The following is a 17,379-nucleotide window of genomic DNA, read 5'->3' as shown; positions in this document are numbered from 1 at the left end:
CCCGTCAGCGGCTCACTTCTTCAGCGCCGCCTCCATCATGGCCTTGGCCACGGGGGCGGCCAGCCCGTTTCCGCTGACCTCCGAGCGCGCCGCGTCCGACTGCTCGACGAGGACCGCCACGGCGACCTCCTTGCCGCCCGCCTTGCCGTAGGAGGTGAACCAGGCGTACGGCGTCTTGCTGTTGTTCTCCCCGTGCTGGGCCGTACCGGTCTTGCCGCCCACGGTCACGCCGGGGATCTGCGCGTTGGTGCCCGTGCCGTCCTGCACGACCGTCCGCATCGCCGACCGCAGCTGCTCGGCGGTCGAGGCGCTGAGGATCCGCTTCGTGCTCGTGCCGTCGTCGTAGTTCTTCAGCACGTCGCCGCCGCCGTCGGTGATCTGCGAGACCATGTGCGGCGAGCGCAGCTCGCCGCCGTCGGCGATGGCCGCGGACACCATGGCCATCTGCAGCGGGGTCGCCGTGACGTCGTACTGGCCGATGCCGGTCAGGGCGGTGGAGGGGCGGTTCATGTCCTTGGGGTAGACGCTGGTGTAGGCGCGCACCGGCACGTCCTGCTCGGTGTCGTCGAAGCCGAACTTCTCGGCCATCGCCCGCACCTTGTCCTGGCCGAGGTCGACGGCCATCTTCGCGAAGACGTTGTTGCAGGAGTACTGCAGCGCGGTGCGGATGTCGGCGTTCTCGCAGGGCGCGTTCGGGTTCTCGTTGGACAGGGGGGTGGTGGTGCCGGGCAGGGTGTACGGGTCCGGGCTCGTCGTGTGCTGGTCGACCGAGGAGTACAGCCCGTCCTCCAGCGCGGCGGACGCGACGACCAGTTTGAACGTCGAGCCCGGCGGCAGCGGCTGGCGCAGCGCGCGGTTGGTCAGCGGCTTGTCCGGGTCGGCGTTGAGCCTCTTCCAGGCGGTGCCGGCCGTGTTGGCGTCGGTCAGGGACGAGGGGTCGTAGGAGGGGGTCGAGACGACCGCCAGGATCCTGCCGGTCTTCGGGTCGATCGCGACGGCCCCGCCCTTCTTCTCGCCGAGCGCGTCGTAGCCGGCCTTCTGCACGGCCGGGTCGATCGTGGTGACCACGTCGCCCGGGTCGGCGCGCTTGCCGGTGATGGTGTCCATCAGGGTCCTGAGGCGGGGGTCCGTGCCGTCGAGCAGGTCCTGGTAGATGCCCTCCAGCTGGGTCGGGGCGTAGGCCTGTGAGGCGTAACCGGTCACCGCCGCGTACAGCTTGCCGTCCTTGTACGTGCGCTTGTACTTCAGGTCGCCGTTCTTCGTCGGCGCGGAACCGGTGACCGACCGGCCTCCCACGATGATGTTCCCCAGCGGCTCCGCGTAGGTCTTGATCGCGTTGCGCCGGTTGTCCTTGTCGTCCGCGAGGGCCTTGGCGTCGTAGAACTGCACCCAGGTCGCCCTGATCAGCAGAGCGAACACGAGCAGCAGTGTGAAGACGGAGGCCCGCCTGATCGTTTTGTTCATCCCGTTACGAATGACGAGCGAAACCGAGCAGATCGTTCCCTTCGGCTCCGATTTCTCATCGGACGCTCAGGAAACCGGCCTCGTAGGCCGCGATCACCGCCTGGGTCCTGTCCCGGGTCCCGGTCTTCGCCGGCACCGCCGCGACGGGCGACTTCACGGTGGCGGTGCCCACCTCCGTGCGGCGCGCGATCTCCGCGTTCGTCAGCCCGTCCGCCAGGTGCCGCAGGACCTCCCGCTCCTGGCCGGTGAGCTTCGCCACCCAGGGCGGGGGCGCGGGGTACGCGCGCGTGCTCCTCGGCCGGCGCCCGCACGGCGGACGGGAACAGCAGGCCGGGTGGAGAGCACCGCGCCCGGGACTCATCCCTTCAGGGTGAGGACCAGTTCGTCGATCTCGGCGCCCCGCGCGTTCGCGAACCCCGACGCGTGCGCCGTGACCGTGAAGCCGCACTTCTCCAGCACGCGCCGCGACGCGGTGTTGTCCGCGGCGGCGCGCGCGTACAGCGGGCGTTCGCGCACCTCGGCCAGCAGTTCCCGCAGCGCCGCGGTGGCCACGCCGCGTCCCCAGTACGCGCGGTCCACCCAGTAGGTGACCTCGCGCTCGCCCGGGTGCCCGTACACCGACGTACTGCCGACGACGTCACCGTCGGCCAGGATCGTCCGCGCGACGTCGCCGGAGGACCGGATCCGTTGCCACAGCGCCTGGAAGGCGGCCCAGTCGGCCGGGTCCTCGGGTGTGAAGGCCGCCATTCTCAGGGCCTCCGGATCGTTCATCTGCCGGTAGAAGACGGGCAGATCGCTGTCGTGGACCGCGCGCAGGACGACGTTCATGGCGTCAGAGCCTACGGGTCGCCAGTGTCAGCCGGTCCCGGGCGTCGAACAGGGCGTCCTTCACCATCTGTTCGTGCGCGGGCGTCAGCCGCGCCACCGGCACCGAGCAGCTGATCGCGTCCCGTGCCGGGGTGCGGTAGGGGATCGCCACGCCGAAGCAGCGCAGCCCCAGCGTGTTCTCCTCGCGGTCCACCGCGAAGCCCTGCTCGCGGACCTGGTGCAGCTCCTCGATGAGCCTCTCCCGGTCCGTGATCGTGTTCTCGGTGAGGGCGGGGAGCGTCTCCGGGAGCAGCTTGCGGACCTGCTCGTCGGTGTACGTGCTCAGCAGCGCCTTGCCCAGCGAGGTGGAGTGCGCGGGCAGCCGGCGTCCCACCCGGGTGAACGGGCGCAGGTAGTGCTGCGACTGGCGGGTGGCCAGGTAGACGACGTTCGTGCCGTCGAGCCGCGCGAGGTGGATGGTCTCCGTGGTGTCGTCCGACAGCCGGTCCAGCGTCGGCCGGGCCGCCGCGACCACCTCGTCGCCGTCGATGTACGACGTGCCGACCAGCAGCGCCCGCACCCCGATGCCGTACCGCGTGCCCGTCGCGTCGGTCTCCACCCAGCCGAGCTCCACCAGCGTGCGCAGCAGCATGTAGAGGCTGGACTTCGGGTACCCGACGGCCTCCTGGACCGAGGCGAGCGAGTGCATGCCGGGGCGCCCGGCGAAGTACTCGAGCAATTCAACGGTCCGCACCGCGGATTTGACCTGCGCCCCGCCGCCTGCCTCGCCTGCCGACATCGCCCCTGACCCCTTCGTTGGACGGGAAACCGAAGATATAGTCTCTGACAGCAGCATTCATCATCAGAGACGGCGTTCAGTATATCGAACGACTCCGGTGGATGACCCCGAAATACCTGGAGGGACCCGCGGTGGCAGCAGCACCAGTCTGGAGTGTCGACCCCCGAACCGGGAAGCAGCGTGAACAGGTTGCGGTGGAGGCCACGGCCCAGGAGGTGGACGCCGCCGTCCGTGCCGCGCACGCGAGCCGGGCCGCCCTCGCCGACCGCGCGGTCCGCTCGGCCTTCCTGCGCACCGCCGCCGAGCAGCTCGAGGCGGCCAGGGACGGGCTCGTGGAGACCGCGGACGCCGAGACCGCGCTCGGCCCGGTCCGGCTCACCGGCGAACTCGCCCGCACCTGCTACCAGCTGAGGGCCTTCGCGGACATCGTCGACGAGGGCGCCTTCCTCGACGTCATCATCAACCACCCCGACGACACCGCGACCCCGCCGATCCCGGACCTGCGCCGCTACAAGGTGCCGCTGGGCGTCGTGGCGGTCTACTCCGCCTCCAACTTCCCCTTCGCCTTCTCCGTCGCCGGCGGTGACACCGCGAGCGCGCTGGCCGCGGGCTGCCCGGTCGTCGTCAAGGCCCACCCCGACCACCCGGCCCTGTCCGAACTGGTCGCCAAGGTGCTGCGCCGGGCCGCCGCCGCGCACGGCGTCCCGGAGGGCGTCGTCGGCCTGGTGCACGGCTTCGGGGCGGGCGTCGGGCTGGTCGAGCACCCGCTGGTGGCGGCCGCCGGCTTCACCGGTTCCGTGAAGGGCGGCCGGGCGCTGTTCGACGCCGCCGCCGCGCGCCCGAACCCGATCCCCTTCCACGGCGAGCTGGGCTCGCTCAACCCCGTCGTCGTCACCGAGGCCGCCGCCGCCGAGCGCGCGGAGGTGATCGGCACCGGGCTCGCCGGGTCGATGACGCTGGGCGTCGGGCAGTTCTGCGTGAAGCCCGGCCTGGTGCTCGCGCCGTCCGGCGCGGCGGGCGACCGCCTGCTGAAGTCCCTGACGGACGCGGTCAGCGACACCGACGCGGGGGTCCTGCTGGACCACCGCATGCGCGACAACTTCCTCAACGGCGTCGCCGAGCGCACCGGACTGCCCGGTGTCGACTCGCCGGTGACCCCGGGCGCGGGCGGCGAGCACACGGTGAGCGCGGGCTTCCTGACGGTGGAGGCGCAGAAGCTGGCCGCCGAGGGGGCGTACGACCTGCTCCTGGAGGAGTGCTTCGGGCCGGTCACGGTCGTGGCCCGCTACGAGGACGAGGCCGAGGTGGAGTCCGTGCTGTCCCGGCTGCCCGGCAACCTCACGGCGACGGTCCACCTCTCGGCCGAGGAGGCGGCGGGCGAGGGCCGGGGCGCGGAGCTCCTGGCCGAGCTGACCCCGCTCGCGGGCCGGGTCCTCGTCAACGGCTGGCCGACCGGTGTCGCGGTCGCACCGGCCCAGCACCACGGCGGCCCCTACCCGGCGACCACCTCGACGTCGACCTCCGTCGGCGGCACGGCGATCGAGCGCTGGATGCGGCCGGTGGCGTACCAGAACGCACCCCAGGCGATCCTTCCGCCGGAGCTGCGCGACGACAACCCGCTGGGGCTGCCGCGCCGCTACGACGGCCGTCTCGAGCGCTGACCGCCCCGGGCCCGCGAGGCGCGCGCGGAGGTGCCACACTCTCCGGATGGACGTGGAACTCCCCGAACTGCCCTTCGCACTGCGCACCTATGGCCCCGCGGGCAACTGGTCCTACGAGGACGGTGTCCTCACCGGCTGGGCCGGACCCCGGCAGGACCGGTTCGTACCGCCCACCGGTGAGGCCCTGGAACCCGCCTCGGACGCGCCGCGGCTGCTCGGGGCGCCCGAGGGGGACTTCCAGCTGATCGCGCGCCTCACGGTCGGCTTCGCCGGGGCGTTCGACGCGGGTGTGCTCTACGTCCACGTCGGCGAGCGGGCCTGGGCCAAGCTCTGCCTGGAGTACTCCCCGGACGTGCCCACCGTGTGCACGGTGGTCACCCGGGGCCACTCCGACGACGCCAACTCCTTCACCGTCCAGGGCAGTTCGGTGTGGTTCCGGGTGAGCCGGACCGGCCGCGCCTTCGCCTTCCACGCCTCCCGCGACGGCCGGCGCTGGACCTTCGTCCGCCTCTTCACCCTCGGCGGCGAGAAGGAGACCGGCGACGCCCTGGTCGGCTTCATGACCCAGTCCCCGATGGGCGAGGGGTGCGTGGTGACGTACGACCACATCGAGTACCGCCCGCACTGGCCGAGCGACCTGCGGGACGGCAGCTGAGCGCGGGACCGGCGATGTCGCCGGGACACGGAACCGCGGCCGCCGCGGACACGTCCTCCGCTGCATGATCGAAGCGAAGCGGACCGTCGACTCACTGATGATCAGAACCGTCCTGCCCGCCGAGGCCGCGGCCGTCGCCGCGCTGCATCTGCGCGCCCGCGCCACCTACTACCCGGGCGGCCTGCCCGACGACGGCCACGACTGGCCGGCGCTCTGGGCGCGGGCCGTCGCCCGCCCCGACGGGCAGGTCCTGTGCGCGGTCCGCGAGGGCCGCCTGGTCGCCGTCGCCTCCTTCCGCACGCCTCAGGACGCCCCCGCGGACACGGTCGAGCTGATGCAGTTCCACGTCGACCCCGACCACTGGTGCTCCGGCGTGGGCACGGCCCTGCACGCCGCGTGCGTCGAGCAGTGGCGGGCCGACGCCCGGCGCACGGCCGTCCTCCACGTGCACGCCGGCAACCACCGCGCCCAGGCCTTCTACGCCCACCGGGGCTGGATCCCGGACCCGGAGAACCCGCCCGCCGAAGATGACCACCACCTCTGCCTGCGCTTTGCCGTGCCCGGGGAATGACCCGGGCTGCTTGAACGTTCATACACCGGGCGGAGGACGTCTCCGTGTCCGTTTCCGTACGAGCGGGAGAGAGCCGGGAGCATGAAGGTCGAGATCTGGTCGGACATCGCGTGTCCCTGGTGCTACGTGGGCAAGGCCCGCTTCGAGAAGGCGCTGGCCGCCTTCCCGCACCGCGACCGGGTCGAGGTGGTGCACCGCTCCTTCGAGCTGGACCCCGGCCGCGCGAAGGACGACGTCCAGCCGGTGATCACCATGCTCACCGCGAAGTACGGCATGAGCGAGGCGCAGGCCCGGGCGGGCGAGGAGAACCTGGGCGCGCAGGCCGCCGCCGAGGGCCTGGACTACCGCACCGCCGGCCGCGACCACGGCAGCACCTTCGACATGCACCGCCTGCTGCACCTCGCCAAGGAGCACGGCAGGCAGGACGAGCTGATCCAGATCCTCTACCGGGCGAACTTCGCCGAGGAGCGCTCCGTCTTCTCCGAGGGCGACGAGCGGCTGGTGGAACTCGCCGTCGCGGCCGGCCTGGCGGCCGAGGACGCCCGCGGGGTGCTCGCCGATCCCGCCGCCTACGCCGACCAGGTCCGCGCCGACGAACGCGAGGCCGCCGAGCTCGGTGCGAACGGCGTGCCCTTCTTCGTCCTCGACCGCGCCTACGGCGTCTCCGGAGCCCAGCCCGCCGAGGTCTTCACCCAGGCACTCACCCGGGCGTGGGACGAGCGGTCCCCGCTCCGGCCGGTCGACGATGGCGACGCGCAGGCGTGCGGCCCGGACGGGTGCGCGGTTCCCCGGCAGTGAACGCGCGGACCGCGGCAGAGCCGCAGGTCAGAGCCCATATATAAGCGCAGCTTCGCGGATCCACGTAGAAATCGGCAATGGACTGTGGAATCCCGGGGGCCCACAGTGGACCCATGGAGACCTTCGAGAGCCTCGTCCGTGCCGAGTTCGCCCCGAAGAACACCTACCTGAACACCGCGAGCACCGGACTGCTGCCGGCCCGCACCGTGGCCGCCCTGCGCACCGCCGTGGAGGCGGCCGCGGCCGGCGCCCCGACCGACATGTTCGCGGACGTCGAGGCGAGCCGCGCCTCGTTCGCGCGGCTGGTCGGGGTCCCCGAGCGCCGGGTGGCCGCCGGGACGTCGGTCGCCGTCTACACCGGACTGATCGCCGCCTCCCTCCCGGCCGGCGCCGAAGTCCTCACCGCCGAGGGCGACTTCAGCTCGGTGGTCAATCCCTTCCACGTCCGCGCCGACCTCAAGGTGCGCGGTGTGCCGCTGGAACGCGTCGCCGAGTCCGTGCGGCCGGGCACCGCCCTGGTCGCGGTCAGCGCCGCGCAGTCCGCCGACGGCCGCGTGGCCGATCTGCCCGCGATCAGGGAGGCGGCGCGCGCGCACGGGGCCCGCACCTACGTCGACGCGTCCCAGGCCGCCGGATGGCTGGATCTCGACGCGGACGCCTACGACTACTGCGCCGCCGTCGCCTTCAAGTGGCTCGTCTGCCCGCGCGGCGTGGCCTTCCTCACCGTCCCGGAGGACCTCGGCGGTCTCACGCCGCTGTTCGCCGGCTGGGTGGCGGGGGAGCACCCGTGGGACGCCTGCTACGGCCCCATCGGCGAACTCGCCCACTCCGCCCGGCGGTTCGACGAGAGCCCCGCCCTCTTCTGCTACGCGGGCGCCCGCCGCTCCCTCGAACTGCTCGAGGAGATCGGCCCGGGCGCCGTGCGCGTCCACGACCTCTCCCTCGCCGGGCGTTTCCGCGCGGGCCTGGACTCCCTCGGCCACGAGCCCGTCCCGGCGCCCGGCTCGCCGATCGTCTCCGTCCCCGGACTCGGCCACCGCCAGGGCGAGCTGAGCAGCGCGGGGGTTGAGGTCTCCGACCGCGCGGGCAACCTGCGGGCCGCCTTCCACCTCTACAACACGGCCGCCGACGTCGACCGCCTGCTGGACGTCCTGTCCGGCTGAACGGCGCGGTGCGAACCCCGCCCCGCCGTCCGGCACGCACGGCAGCGGGCGGCGTCACGCCGTGGCCGTGAGGCCGGTGACACCGCCCGCTCCGGGTATCCGGTCCGCCGCTTCCGCTACTTCACCGGGGTGAAGTCCCGCGCCCCGATGAACTCGGGCCGGCGCACCGGCGCCGCGAACGGCTCGACCGCGGCGTTCTCCACGCTGTTGAACACGATGAAGACGTTGCTGCGCGGGAACGGGGTGATGTTGTCACCCGAACCGTGCATGCAGTTGCAGTCGAACCACGTCGCCGAACCGGCCTTGCCCGTGAACAGCTTGATGCCGTAGTCGCCGGCCATGGAGGTCAGCGCCTCGTCCGAGGGCGTGCCCGCGTCCTGCATCTGCAGCGACTGCTTGTAGTTGTCCTTGGGCGTGGCGCCGGCGCAGCCCAGGAACGTCTTGTGCGACCCCGGCATGATCATGAGGCCGCCGTTGGTGTCGTAGTTCTCGGTCAGCGCGATCGAGACGGACACCGTGCGCATGTTGGGCAGGCCGTCCTCGGCGTGCCAGGTCTCGAAGTCCGAGTGCCAGTAGAAGCCGCTGGCCCCGAAACCGGGCTTGACGTTGATCCGCGACTGGTGGACGTACACGTCCGAGCCGAGGATCTGCCGCGCCCGGCCGACCACGCGCTCGTCGCGCACCAGGTTCGCGAACACCTCGCTGATCTTGTGGACCTCGAAGACCGAGCGGATCTCCTTGGACTTCGGCTCGACGATCGAGCGCTCGTCCGCGCGGATCTGCGGGTCGCCGACGAGCCGCTCGAGCTCCTGCCGGTAGAGCGGGACCTCGTCCGCGGTGATCAGCTGGTCGATGGCGAGGAACCCGTCGCGCTCGTACGACTGGAGCTCGCTCGCGGAGATCGGGCCCGGGGTGTCGGGGGAGCCCCAGACGACCGGGTCCTTGCGCGGTACGGACACCTCGGCGGGGCCGCGGCTGGGATAGAGATCAGTGATGGCGGTCATGTGATGTCACACCTCCTCGGGCTCGGTGAGCAGCGGGTAGACGCCGTTCTCGTCGTGATCCTCCCGTCCGGTCACGGGCGGGTTGAAGACACAGATGCAGTGGAAGTCCTCCTTGACCTTGAGCGTGTGCCGCTCATGGCCGTTGAGGAGGTACATGGTGCCCGGCGTGATGTGGTACGTCTTGCCGGTCTCGCGGTCGGTGAGCTCGGCGTCGCCCTTGGTGCAGACGACGGCCTCGATGTGGTTCGCGTACCACATCGACGTCTCCGTACCCGCGTACAGGATCGTCTCGTGCACCGAGAAGCCGACCCTCTCCTTGGCGAGGACGATTCGTTTGCTCTCCCAGGTGCCGGACGCGGACTTCACATGCCGGTCGGTGCCTTCGATCTCCTTGAACGAACGGACGATCACGGTGGTGCGATGCCTCCTAGATGGTGCCCACAACGGGGGTTCTACTGGTGTTCAGGCGGTCTCGCGCACGGCGCGGGCGAGGATGCTGAGCCCCTCGTCCAGTTCTTCGGCCGTGACGGTGAGCGCCGGGAGGAGTTTGACGACCTCGCTCTCCGGGCCCGAGGTCTCGATGAGCAGCCCCAGCTCGAAGGCGCGTCCGGCGACCCGGTTCGCGCGCTCCTTGTCGTGGAACTCCATGCCCCAGACGAGACCGCGGCCGCGGTACTCCTTGACGGCGGCGGGGTCCTCCTCGGCGATGGCGGCGAAGGCCCGCTCGACCTGCTCGCCGCGGGCCCGGGTCTGCTTCTCCATGGCGGACCCGTCCGCCCAGTACGCCTCCAGCGCGGCCGTGGCCGTGACGAAGGCGGGGTTGTTGCCGCGGAAGGTGCCGTTGTGCTCGCCCGGCTCCCAGATGTCCAGCTCGGGCTTGAACAGGCACAGCGACATCGGCAGTCCGTAGCCGCTGATGGACTTCGACACGGTGACGATGTCCGGCGTGATGCCGGACTCCTCGAAGGAGAAGAACGCACCGGTGCGGCCGCAGCCCATCTGGATGTCGTCGACGATGAGCAGCATGTCCTGGCGCTCGCACAGCTCGGCCAGCGCGCGCAGCCACTCGGCCCGCGCGACGTTGATGCCGCCCTCGCCCTGCACGGTCTCGACGATCACGGCGGCGGGCTTGTTGAGCCCGGAGCCCTGGTCCTCCAGGATCCGCTCGAACCACAGGAAGTCCGGGACCTGGCCCTCGAAGTAGTTGTCGAAGGGCATGGGGGTGCCGTGCACCAGCGGGATGCCGGCGCCGGCCCGCTTGAAGGAGTTGCCGGTGACGGCGAGCGAGCCCAGGGACATGCCGTGGAAGGCGTTGGTGAAGGACACGATGGCCTCGCGGCCCTTCACCTTCCGGGCGAGTTTGAGCGCCGACTCGACGGCGTTGGTGCCCGTCGGGCCGGGGAACATGACCTTGTACGGCAGGTCGCGCGGCCGCAGCACCAGGTTCTGGAAGGTCTGCAGGAAGGACCGCTTGGCGGTGGTCGACATGTCGAGCCCGTGCGTGACGCCGTCCCGCTCCAGGTAGTCGATCAGCGCCCGTTTCAGGACGGGGTTGTTGTGCCCGTAGTTGAGTGAGCCGGCCCCGGCGAAGAAGTCCAGGTACTCATGGCCGTCCTCGTCGTACATGCGGCTGCCCTGCGCACGGTCGAAGACGGTGGGCCAGCCGCGGCAGTAGCTGCGCACCTCGGACTCGAGGGTCTCGAAGACGCTGAGGTCGGGCTGGGTGATGGTCACGACGATTCGCTCCTCGTTGCGTGGTGGAGTGCGTGGGGTCGTCAGGTTCTGCGGAAGTCCCCGCGGCTCCGGGAAGCCCTTGGCGGCTTCGGGAGGCCTTCGGCGACTTGAGGGAGATCAGAGGGAGAGAGGACCGATGCGGTACAGGACTTCGGGGTCGTGCGGCCCGTCGGGGAACAGGCTCGTGTCGAACAGCACCTCGCGCTCCACCGCGGCGCCGTGCCGCTCGGCGAACGAGGTGAACAGGCGCTCGGAGGCGGTGTTGCCGGGCGTGATGGTGGTCTCCACGGCGGTGATCCGGTGCTCGCCGGAACCGCGTGCCACCAGCCCGTCGAGGAGCGTGGCCGCGAGGCCGCGTCCCCGGTACGCCTCGTCCACCGCCACCTGCCAGACGAGCAGAGTGCGCGGACGCTCCGGCCTCACGTATCCGGTGACGAAGCCGACCGCCTCCCCGCGCGCGTCGCGGGCCACGGCGGTGGTGCCGGCGAAGTCGCGGCACCACAGCAGATAGCTGTACGACGAGTTCAGGTCGAGCGTCTTCGAGTCCCGGGCGATCCGCCACAGCGCGGCGCCGTCCGTCACCGACGGACGGTCTATCTGCAGTTCTGCTCGGTCTGCGTGTGCGGCAGTCATGCAAATTGAATTTACCGAGGGAAAATGCAAAATGCATGGCTGGATAGGGTTACGTATGGGCGTGCGGTGTGTTATCACGCGGGCGTGAGGCGTCCCGTGACGGGCAGGCGAAACGCCGGTTTTGTGCGGTAAATCCGGGGCAAACCGGGCGCGATGTGGAACGCGTCACACTCACCTAACCTGCACGAGATCTGCCCGAATTACACCCGTTGGGGTTCGCGGAATCTTGATGTTTAGCCTAGTGAAAAGCGGGCAGAAGAAGACGGGAAGCTGCCCCTGGTAAAGCCGGAAAATAATAGCACTAATAGCGTCGAATTCAGGCTCCGGTCACCCCGTCGATACACTCACGGAGAATGTCCGCATGGCCGTTGTGCCGGGCGTACTCCTCGACCAGATGGACGAGCACCCAGCGCACGCTGACCTCCCCGGTGAGCAGGGGGCGCGGGCCGTCCGTCCGGAAGGTTCTGCGGTGTGCGGGCAGCCATGGGGGGAGCATGACATATCGGGCAACGGTCCGGCAGCGCCCTGAAGGGGCGCGGGGAACTGCGCGACCAGCCACGACGGCGCGGCAGCCGGGGGCGGCACACGAGGGCGCGGTCGACGCCCGGCGCCGCAGCGGACGCCCGGCACCCGGCACCCATGCCGTAGCCGGCGCCCGGTGTCCGGGCCGTGCCCCGTGGACGGGTGCCCGCGGCACCCGCGGACGCGCCCCCGCTTCCGTCGCGGAGCGCTCAGCGCCAGGCGGCCTCTGCCGCGCGCCGTGCCCTCGCCGGGGCCGCCGGCAGTCCACTGGCCGTCAGTGCGGCGCCCAGTGCCGTCAGGGGCGCCCGGACCGCGTCCACGGTCGCGTCGGGGCCGTAGTGGTTGACGTGGATCATCTCCGCGGTCGGCGGCAGCGCGGGGCCGGACTCCAGCGCCCGCGCGACCGGCTCCGACGCGGCGACCGCCGCCGGCCTCCGCGGCGTGGCGGTCGCGCGGATCGCCCCCTCCAGCAGCAGCAGTGCCTCACCCTGCGTGATCACGGCGTCCTGCTCGGTGCCGAGCAGCCGTGCCACCCGGTCCTCGACCGAGGTGAGGTGGACGGCGCTCATCGGGGGCAGGCCGAGGAAGGGGTGGGTCACGGCCTGCTCTCCTGCCTCACGGCGGTCGGCGTCCGTCGAGGGTATCCGGCGGGTATCCGCCACTTTGACCCCTCCCCGCACTCGCGACTTCTTAGGCGGGGCAGCCCCTCTGCCATGGGTTTGGTTTGAGCAACTCAAACTTCTCCTTATAATCGGAGTTCGCAGTTCACCGACAGGAGGCCTTCCGTGCAGATCTTCTCCGGGCGCCGGACCCGCGTTCTGGCCGCCACCACCGCGACGGCCGGGCTGGTGCTCGTGGCCGCCTGCACCTCCAGCGGCAGCGGCGGCAGCGGGAGCAGGACGGCCGCCGGCGGGGTCGAACTCGTCAAGGCCGGGCAGCTCACCACGTGCACGCACCTGCCGTACCCGCCCTTCCAGTCGGAGATCGACGGCAAGGTGCAGGGCTTCGACGTGTCGATGATCGACCTCGTCGCCGCGGACCTGGGCGTGAAGCAGCAGATCCTCGACACGCCCTTCGAGAACTTCAAGACGGGCGCCTTCCTCAACTCCGGCGAGTGCGACCTGGCCGCGGCCGGCATGACCATCACCGCCGAGCGCAAGAAGAACGTCGACTTCTCCATCCCCTACTTCGACGCCACCCAGGCCCTGATGGTCGCCAAGGACAGCGGCATCACCTCGCTCGCCGACGCCAAGGCGAAGAAGGTCAAGCTCGGCGCCCAGGCGCAGACCACCGGCGAGGACTACGCCAGGAAGCAGGGCGTCGACCCGGTCTCCTTCGAGTCCTCCGACGCCGTCCTCAACGGCCTGCGCACCGGCCAGGTCAAGGCCGTGGTCATCGACTACCCGGTGGTCCGGGGCTGGCTGAAGGACAAGGCCAACGCCGCCTACAAGGTCGCCGACAACATCAACACCGGTGAGCAGTACGGCTTCACGGTGAAGAAGGGCAACACCAAGCTCCTCGCCGCGGTCGACAAGGCGATCAAAGACGCCAAGGCGGACGGCACGTACAAGAAGCTGTACGAGAAGTGGATCGGCCCGTACGACGCGTCAGCGGCACCGGGTGCCTCCACCGCCTCCCCGTCCGCCTCCTGACCCCATGACCGACACGGACGTACGACTCCAGCCGAGGAAAAAGGGCCTGACCCGGCGTCAGAAGCGCAGCCTCTCGCGCGGTGCGCAGTACGTCGTCTTCGTCGCCGCGGTGATCGCCTTCGCGGTCTCGGCGGACTGGGGACGGCTGAAGAACCAGTTCGCGCAGGGCAGCATCGCCAGGCAGATGTTCCCGGACGTCATCACGCTGGCGCTGAAGAACACCGTGCTGTACACGCTGTCCGGCTTCGTCGTCGGCCTCGCGCTCGGCATGCTCATCGCGCTGATGCGGCTGTCGTCGGTGGGCCCCTACCGCTGGCTGGCCGGCGTCTACATCGAGATCTTCCGCGGTCTGCCCGCCCTGCTGATCTTCATCTTCATCGGGGTCGCGGTGCCGCTGGCCTTCCCCGGCACGGAGATCGTCGGCGGCACCTACGGCAAGGTCGCCCTCGCCCTCGGCCTGGTCGCCGCCGCGTACATGGCCGAGACGATCCGCGCGGGCATCCAGGCGGTGCCCAAGGGGCAGATGGAGGCGGCCCGTTCCCTGGGCTTCTCACCCGCCCGCGCCATGATCTCGATCATCATCCCGCAGGCGTTCCGCATCATCCTGCCGCCGCTGACCAACGAACTCGTCCTGCTCTTCAAGGACTCCTCCCTGGTGCTGTTCCTCGGCGTCACGCTGGAGGAGCGCGAACTGTCCAAGTACGGCCGGGACCTGGCCAGTACGACCGCCAACTCCACGCCGATCCTGGTCGCCGGCCTGTGCTACCTGCTGGTGACCATCCCGCTCGGCTTCGTCGTACGCCGTATGGAGGCCAAGGCCCAGGAGGCCGTGAAATGAGCGAACAGCCGCTCGGTGCGGGGCCGGAGATCGACGTGCGCGGCCTGCACAAGTCGTTCGGCGACAACGAGGTGCTGCGCGGCATCGACCTGGAGATCGGCCGGGGCGAGGTGGTGTGCGTCATCGGCCCCTCCGGCTCCGGCAAGTCGACGCTGCTGCGGTGCGTGAACCTCCTGGAGGAGCCGACGAAGGGGCGGGTCTTCGTCGGCGGCGCCGAACTCACCGACCCGGACGTCGACATCGACGCCGTGCGCCGCCGGATCGGCATGGTCTTCCAGCAGTTCAACCTCTTCCCGCACCTGACGGTGACCGAGAACCTCACGCTGCCGCAGCGCCGGGTGCTCAGGCGGGACAGGGCGGAGGCCGCGCGGGTGGCCGCCGAGAACCTGGAGCGCGTCGGCCTGTCGGACAAGGCGGACGCCTACCCCGCCTCCCTCTCCGGCGGCCAGCAGCAGCGCGTGGCGATCGCGCGCTCGCTGTCGATGGGACCCGAGGTGATGCTCTTCGACGAGCCGACGTCGGCGCTCGACCCGGAGCTGGTCGGGGACGTGCTCGCGGTGATGCGCATGCTGGCGCGCGAGGGCATGACGATGATGGTCGTCACCCACGAGATGACCTTCGCACGCGAGGTCGCCGACCGGGTCGTCTTCATGGACGGCGGTGTGATCGTCGAGGACGGCGCCCCCGCCCGGGTCATCGGCGACCCCCGCCACGACCGTACCCGGCACTTCCTCTCCCGGCTCCTGGACCCGGCGATGGCGGAGGTCGAGGAGGAGACGTCCGGCCAGGTGGGCCGGGGCGAGTAGCCGGTCATAGGGTGCAGGCATGAGCGATCGCGCGGTGCTGCACGTGAAGGGCCGGATCCTGGCCGGGCCCGACGACGTCCGGGACGAGCTGTGGGTGGTCGGCGGGCGGATCTGCTACGACCGCCCCGCCGGCGGCCGTGACGTCCGCACCGTGGAGGGCTGGGCCCTGCCCGGTCTCGTGGACGCCCACTGCCACGTCGGTCTCGGCCCGCACGGTCCGGTCGAGCGGGACGTTGCGGAGAAGCAGGCGCTGACCGACCGGGACGCGGGCACGCTGCTGATCCGCGACGCGGGCTCGCCCTCGGACACGCGCTGGGTGGACGACCGCGAGGACCTGCCGAAGATCATCCGGGCCGGTCGGCACATCGCCCGCACCCGCCGCTACATCCGCGGCTACGCCTGGGAGATCGAGCCGGAGGACCTCGTCGCGTACGTCGCCCAGGAGGCCCGCCGCGGCGACGGCTGGGTGAAGCTGGTCGGCGACTGGATCGACCGCGAGGCCGGCGACCTGGCCCCCAGCTGGCCCCGGGACGCGGTGGAGGCGGCCATCGCCGAGGCCCACCGCCTGGGCGCCCGGGTCACCGCGCACTGCTTCGCCGAGAACTCCCTCAAGGACCTGGTCGAGGCGGGCATCGACTGCGTCGAGCACGCCACCGGCCTCACCGACGAGCTGATCCCGCTCTTCGCCGAGCGCGGCGTCGCGATCGTGCCGACCCTCGTCAACATCGCCACCTTCCCGCAGCTCGCGGACGGCGGCGAGGCCAGGTTCCCGCGGTGGTCGGCCCACATGCGGCGGCTGCACGAGCGCCGCTACGACACCGTGCGGAGCGCCTACGACGCCGGCATCCCGGTGTACGTCGGCACCGACGCCGGCGGCCACCTCGCCCACGGGCTGGTCGCGGGCGAGGTGGCGGAGCTCGTCACCGCCGGCATCCCGCCCGTCGAGGCGCTGTCGGCGACGACCTGGGGCGCGCGGCGGTGGCTCGGCCGGCCGGGACTGGAGGAGGGGGCGCCGGCCGACCTCGTCGTCTACGAGGAGGACCCGCGCACCGACGTACGGGTACTGGCGGCCCCGAAGCGGGTCGTGGTGAACGGGCGGCCCCTCGTCTAGGCCCGCACGGCGGGCCGGTGCCGTGCGCGCCGGCCGTGCGCCGGTGCGCCGGCCGTCGTACGCCCCGAGAGAGGCGGTGCGGCGGGGAAAGAGTGGAACGCCTGTGCCGTGCGATTCGAAAACGTTCACGGGGAACGCACGATGGGGTGAAGTGGCGCCGGAACGCCGCCGGTTCACCCCTGGTGCGTAATTCTTGACGGGTCCCGAGCAAGTCTCCTCCGAGGGGTCCCCACCTTGAACGGCTTCAACTTCCGCATGCCCGCACGCCGTCTCGCCACCGTCGCGGCGGCCACGGCCCTCGCCGCCGGTCCCGCGGCCCTGGCCGGCGCGGGCGCCGCGCACGCGACCGGCGACCAGGGCCACGCGAGCGCCGTGGTCCTGCGCACCGGACTCGACGTGTCGCTGCTGAACAAGACCGTGAACGTCCCGCTCGCGGTCTCGCTCAACCAGGTCGAGGCGCCGCGGAGCGCCGGGAAGACCGCGCTGTCCGCCAGACTGGACGGCGTCGACGGCGGCAAGCCCTTCACCGTGCTGTCCGCGCGGGCGGCCTCGGCGAAGGCGACCGTCACCGCCGGCCGGGCCGAGGGCCGCACCAGCCTCGCGCACGCCAGTGTGCACGTCCCCGGACTGCCGCTGCTGTCCCTCATCGAGATCGAGCAGGTCACCTCCGAGGCGACCTGCGCGGCCGGCCGAACGCCCGTCGCCACTTCCGACCTGCTCGGCTCGGTGAGCGTCCTGGGCAAGAAGGTCACCCTGACCACCGGCGGCACCACGGACGTCAAGGTGCCCGGCGTCGGCGAGGTCCGGCTGGACCTGTCGAAGCGGGAGACCACCTCCCGCACGGCGGCCGCCACGGCGCTCGAACTCAAGGTCTCCGTCAACCCGCTGAAGCTGAACGTGGCCGACGTGGAGGGCACCCTGACCCTGGCGAAGGCGACCTGCCGGGCACCGGCCGCCGACGCGCCGCGGTCACCCGCGCCGACCGCTCCGGCCGGCGGCACGAAGCCCCAGGGCGGCCACGGGACGGACCTCGCCGAGACCGGCGGCAACCCCATGACCCCGTACGTCGCGGGCGGGGCGCTCGCGCTGCTCGTGGCCGGCGGCGGGGCGGTGGCGCTGGCGCGCCGCGGCCGGAGCTGAGCCGGCCCTGCCGGTGGCGGG

Annotated in this window: 17 protein-coding genes and 3 pseudogenes; 10 read left to right on the top strand and 10 right to left on the bottom strand. The window is 71.3% G+C overall.

The window, feature by feature from the left end; translation table 11 throughout:
* Window positions 1-12: 12 nt before the first annotated feature.
* The 4 genes and pseudogenes from ACJ9NR_RS09525 to ACJ9NR_RS09510 form a co-directional block, all read right to left on the bottom strand.
* Entirely contained in the window at window positions 13-1,464 is a 1,452-nt protein-coding gene (locus ACJ9NR_RS09525) for a peptidoglycan D,D-transpeptidase FtsI family protein (RefSeq protein WP_412491809.1), read from the bottom strand.
* Window positions 1,465-1,519: 55 nt separating this feature from the next.
* Window positions 1,520-1,793: pseudogene (locus ACJ9NR_RS09520) on the bottom strand (response regulator transcription factor); the annotation flags it as partial.
* 28 nt (window positions 1,794-1,821) lie between these two features.
* On the bottom strand, window positions 1,822-2,292 hold the full coding sequence (locus ACJ9NR_RS09515; protein ID WP_412491808.1) for a GNAT family N-acetyltransferase: 471 nt from the start codon (window positions 2,290-2,292) through the stop codon (window positions 1,822-1,824).
* Between the two features lie 4 nt (window positions 2,293-2,296).
* Window positions 2,297-3,070: an IclR family transcriptional regulator gene (locus ACJ9NR_RS09510; protein ID WP_412491807.1), complete on the bottom strand. Its 774-nt coding sequence runs from the start codon at window positions 3,068-3,070 to the stop codon at window positions 2,297-2,299.
* A gap of 131 nt (window positions 3,071-3,201) precedes the next feature.
* Here ACJ9NR_RS09510 and ACJ9NR_RS09505 point away from each other — a divergent pair, with 131 nt between their 5' ends.
* From ACJ9NR_RS09505 to ACJ9NR_RS09485, 5 genes are all read left to right on the top strand, one after another.
* Window positions 3,202-4,731, top strand: a complete 1,530-nt coding sequence (locus tag ACJ9NR_RS09505) for an aldehyde dehydrogenase (NADP(+)) (RefSeq protein WP_412491806.1) — start codon at window positions 3,202-3,204, stop codon at window positions 4,729-4,731.
* A gap of 46 nt (window positions 4,732-4,777) precedes the next feature.
* On the top strand, window positions 4,778-5,386 hold the full coding sequence (locus ACJ9NR_RS09500) for a DUF1349 domain-containing protein (RefSeq protein ID WP_412491805.1): 609 nt from the start codon (window positions 4,778-4,780) through the stop codon (window positions 5,384-5,386).
* A 64-nt stretch (window positions 5,387-5,450) separates the two neighbouring features.
* Window positions 5,451-5,957 (top strand): GNAT family N-acetyltransferase, encoded by a 507-nt coding sequence (locus ACJ9NR_RS09495; RefSeq protein WP_412491804.1) that lies wholly within the window; start codon window positions 5,451-5,453, stop codon window positions 5,955-5,957.
* A gap of 81 nt (window positions 5,958-6,038) precedes the next feature.
* Window positions 6,039-6,755, top strand: a complete 717-nt coding sequence (locus tag ACJ9NR_RS09490; RefSeq protein WP_412491803.1) for a DsbA family oxidoreductase — start codon at window positions 6,039-6,041, stop codon at window positions 6,753-6,755.
* A gap of 113 nt (window positions 6,756-6,868) precedes the next feature.
* Complete coding sequence (locus ACJ9NR_RS09485; RefSeq protein ID WP_412491802.1) at window positions 6,869-7,918, top strand: aminotransferase class V-fold PLP-dependent enzyme; 1,050 nt, start codon at window positions 6,869-6,871, stop codon at window positions 7,916-7,918.
* A 116-nt stretch (window positions 7,919-8,034) separates the two neighbouring features.
* On the opposite strand, the gene thpD is transcribed toward ACJ9NR_RS09485, so the two are convergent.
* The 6 genes and pseudogenes from thpD to ACJ9NR_RS09455 all read right to left on the bottom strand — a co-directional run.
* Window positions 8,035-8,922 (bottom strand): ectoine hydroxylase, encoded by an 888-nt coding sequence (gene thpD / locus ACJ9NR_RS09480; protein WP_412491801.1) that lies wholly within the window; start codon window positions 8,920-8,922, stop codon window positions 8,035-8,037.
* A gap of 6 nt (window positions 8,923-8,928) precedes the next feature.
* On the bottom strand, window positions 8,929-9,333 hold the full coding sequence (locus ACJ9NR_RS09475; protein WP_412491800.1) for an ectoine synthase: 405 nt from the start codon (window positions 9,331-9,333) through the stop codon (window positions 8,929-8,931).
* A 51-nt stretch (window positions 9,334-9,384) separates the two neighbouring features.
* A complete protein-coding gene (ectB, locus tag ACJ9NR_RS09470; RefSeq protein WP_412491799.1) occupies window positions 9,385-10,656 on the bottom strand; it encodes a diaminobutyrate--2-oxoglutarate transaminase in 1,272 nt (423 codons plus the stop codon).
* A 117-nt stretch (window positions 10,657-10,773) separates the two neighbouring features.
* Window positions 10,774-11,289: a diaminobutyrate acetyltransferase gene (gene ectA, locus ACJ9NR_RS09465; RefSeq protein ID WP_412491798.1), complete on the bottom strand. Its 516-nt coding sequence runs from the start codon at window positions 11,287-11,289 to the stop codon at window positions 10,774-10,776.
* Between the two features lie 316 nt (window positions 11,290-11,605).
* Window positions 11,606-11,713 (bottom strand): annotated as a pseudogene (locus tag ACJ9NR_RS09460) (mycothiol transferase); the annotation flags it as partial.
* Between the two features lie 535 nt (window positions 11,714-12,248).
* Window positions 12,249-12,410, bottom strand: a pseudogene (locus tag ACJ9NR_RS09455) (alanine--glyoxylate aminotransferase family protein); the annotation flags it as partial.
* Window positions 12,411-12,596: 186 nt separating this feature from the next.
* On the opposite strand from ACJ9NR_RS09455, the gene ACJ9NR_RS09450 reads away from it, so the two are divergent.
* From ACJ9NR_RS09450 to ACJ9NR_RS09430, 5 genes are all read left to right on the top strand, one after another.
* The gene (locus tag ACJ9NR_RS09450; protein WP_412491797.1) at window positions 12,597-13,463 is read left to right on the top strand and encodes a transporter substrate-binding domain-containing protein; all 867 of its coding nucleotides are present in this window, start codon (window positions 12,597-12,599) and stop codon (window positions 13,461-13,463) included.
* Between the two features lie 4 nt (window positions 13,464-13,467).
* Window positions 13,468-14,301, top strand: a complete 834-nt coding sequence (locus ACJ9NR_RS09445; RefSeq protein WP_412491796.1) for an amino acid ABC transporter permease — start codon at window positions 13,468-13,470, stop codon at window positions 14,299-14,301.
* On the top strand, window positions 14,298-15,107 hold the full coding sequence (locus tag ACJ9NR_RS09440; protein ID WP_412491795.1) for an amino acid ABC transporter ATP-binding protein: 810 nt from the start codon (window positions 14,298-14,300) through the stop codon (window positions 15,105-15,107). The genes ACJ9NR_RS09445 and ACJ9NR_RS09440 overlap by 4 nt, the downstream gene beginning before the upstream one ends.
* A 19-nt stretch (window positions 15,108-15,126) precedes the next feature.
* On the top strand, window positions 15,127-16,218 hold the full coding sequence (locus ACJ9NR_RS09435) for an amidohydrolase family protein (RefSeq protein ID WP_412491794.1): 1,092 nt from the start codon (window positions 15,127-15,129) through the stop codon (window positions 16,216-16,218).
* Between the two features lie 234 nt (window positions 16,219-16,452).
* A complete protein-coding gene (locus tag ACJ9NR_RS09430; RefSeq protein WP_412491793.1) occupies window positions 16,453-17,358 on the top strand; it encodes an SCO1860 family LAETG-anchored protein in 906 nt (301 codons plus the stop codon).
* Window positions 17,359-17,379: the final 21 nt, after the last annotated feature.

The sequence above is a fragment of the Streptomyces sediminimaris genome (assembly GCF_047049295.1).
Classification (GTDB): Bacteria; Actinomycetota; Actinomycetes; order Streptomycetales; family Streptomycetaceae; genus Streptomyces; species Streptomyces sediminimaris.
This window is presented reverse-complemented; position numbering and strand designations above follow the sequence as displayed.

What these genes read in the sequence shown, in the direction of transcription:
- ACJ9NR_RS09525 (WP_412491809.1), bottom strand. Translation starts at nt 1,464, where the DNA reads ATGAACAAAACGATCAGGCGGGCCTCCGTCTTCACACTGCTGCTCGTG.
- ACJ9NR_RS09515 (WP_412491808.1), bottom strand. Translation starts at nt 2,292, where the DNA reads ATGAACGTCGTCCTGCGCGCGGTCCACGACAGCGATCTGCCCGTCTTC.
- ACJ9NR_RS09510 (WP_412491807.1), bottom strand. Translation starts at nt 3,070, where the DNA reads ATGTCGGCAGGCGAGGCAGGCGGCGGGGCGCAGGTCAAATCCGCGGTG.
- ACJ9NR_RS09500 (WP_412491805.1), top strand. Translation starts at nt 4,778, where the DNA reads ATGGACGTGGAACTCCCCGAACTGCCCTTCGCACTGCGCACCTATGGC.
- ACJ9NR_RS09495 (WP_412491804.1), top strand. Translation starts at nt 5,451, where the DNA reads ATGATCGAAGCGAAGCGGACCGTCGACTCACTGATGATCAGAACCGTC.
- ACJ9NR_RS09490 (WP_412491803.1), top strand. Translation starts at nt 6,039, where the DNA reads ATGAAGGTCGAGATCTGGTCGGACATCGCGTGTCCCTGGTGCTACGTG.
- ACJ9NR_RS09485 (WP_412491802.1), top strand. Translation starts at nt 6,869, where the DNA reads ATGGAGACCTTCGAGAGCCTCGTCCGTGCCGAGTTCGCCCCGAAGAAC.
- thpD (WP_412491801.1), bottom strand. Translation starts at nt 8,922, where the DNA reads ATGACCGCCATCACTGATCTCTATCCCAGCCGCGGCCCCGCCGAGGTG.
- ectA (WP_412491798.1), bottom strand. Translation starts at nt 11,289, where the DNA reads ATGACTGCCGCACACGCAGACCGAGCAGAACTGCAGATAGACCGTCCG.
- ACJ9NR_RS09445 (WP_412491796.1), top strand. Translation starts at nt 13,468, where the DNA reads ATGACCGACACGGACGTACGACTCCAGCCGAGGAAAAAGGGCCTGACC.
- ACJ9NR_RS09440 (WP_412491795.1), top strand. Translation starts at nt 14,298, where the DNA reads ATGAGCGAACAGCCGCTCGGTGCGGGGCCGGAGATCGACGTGCGCGGC.
- ACJ9NR_RS09435 (WP_412491794.1), top strand. Translation starts at nt 15,127, where the DNA reads ATGAGCGATCGCGCGGTGCTGCACGTGAAGGGCCGGATCCTGGCCGGG.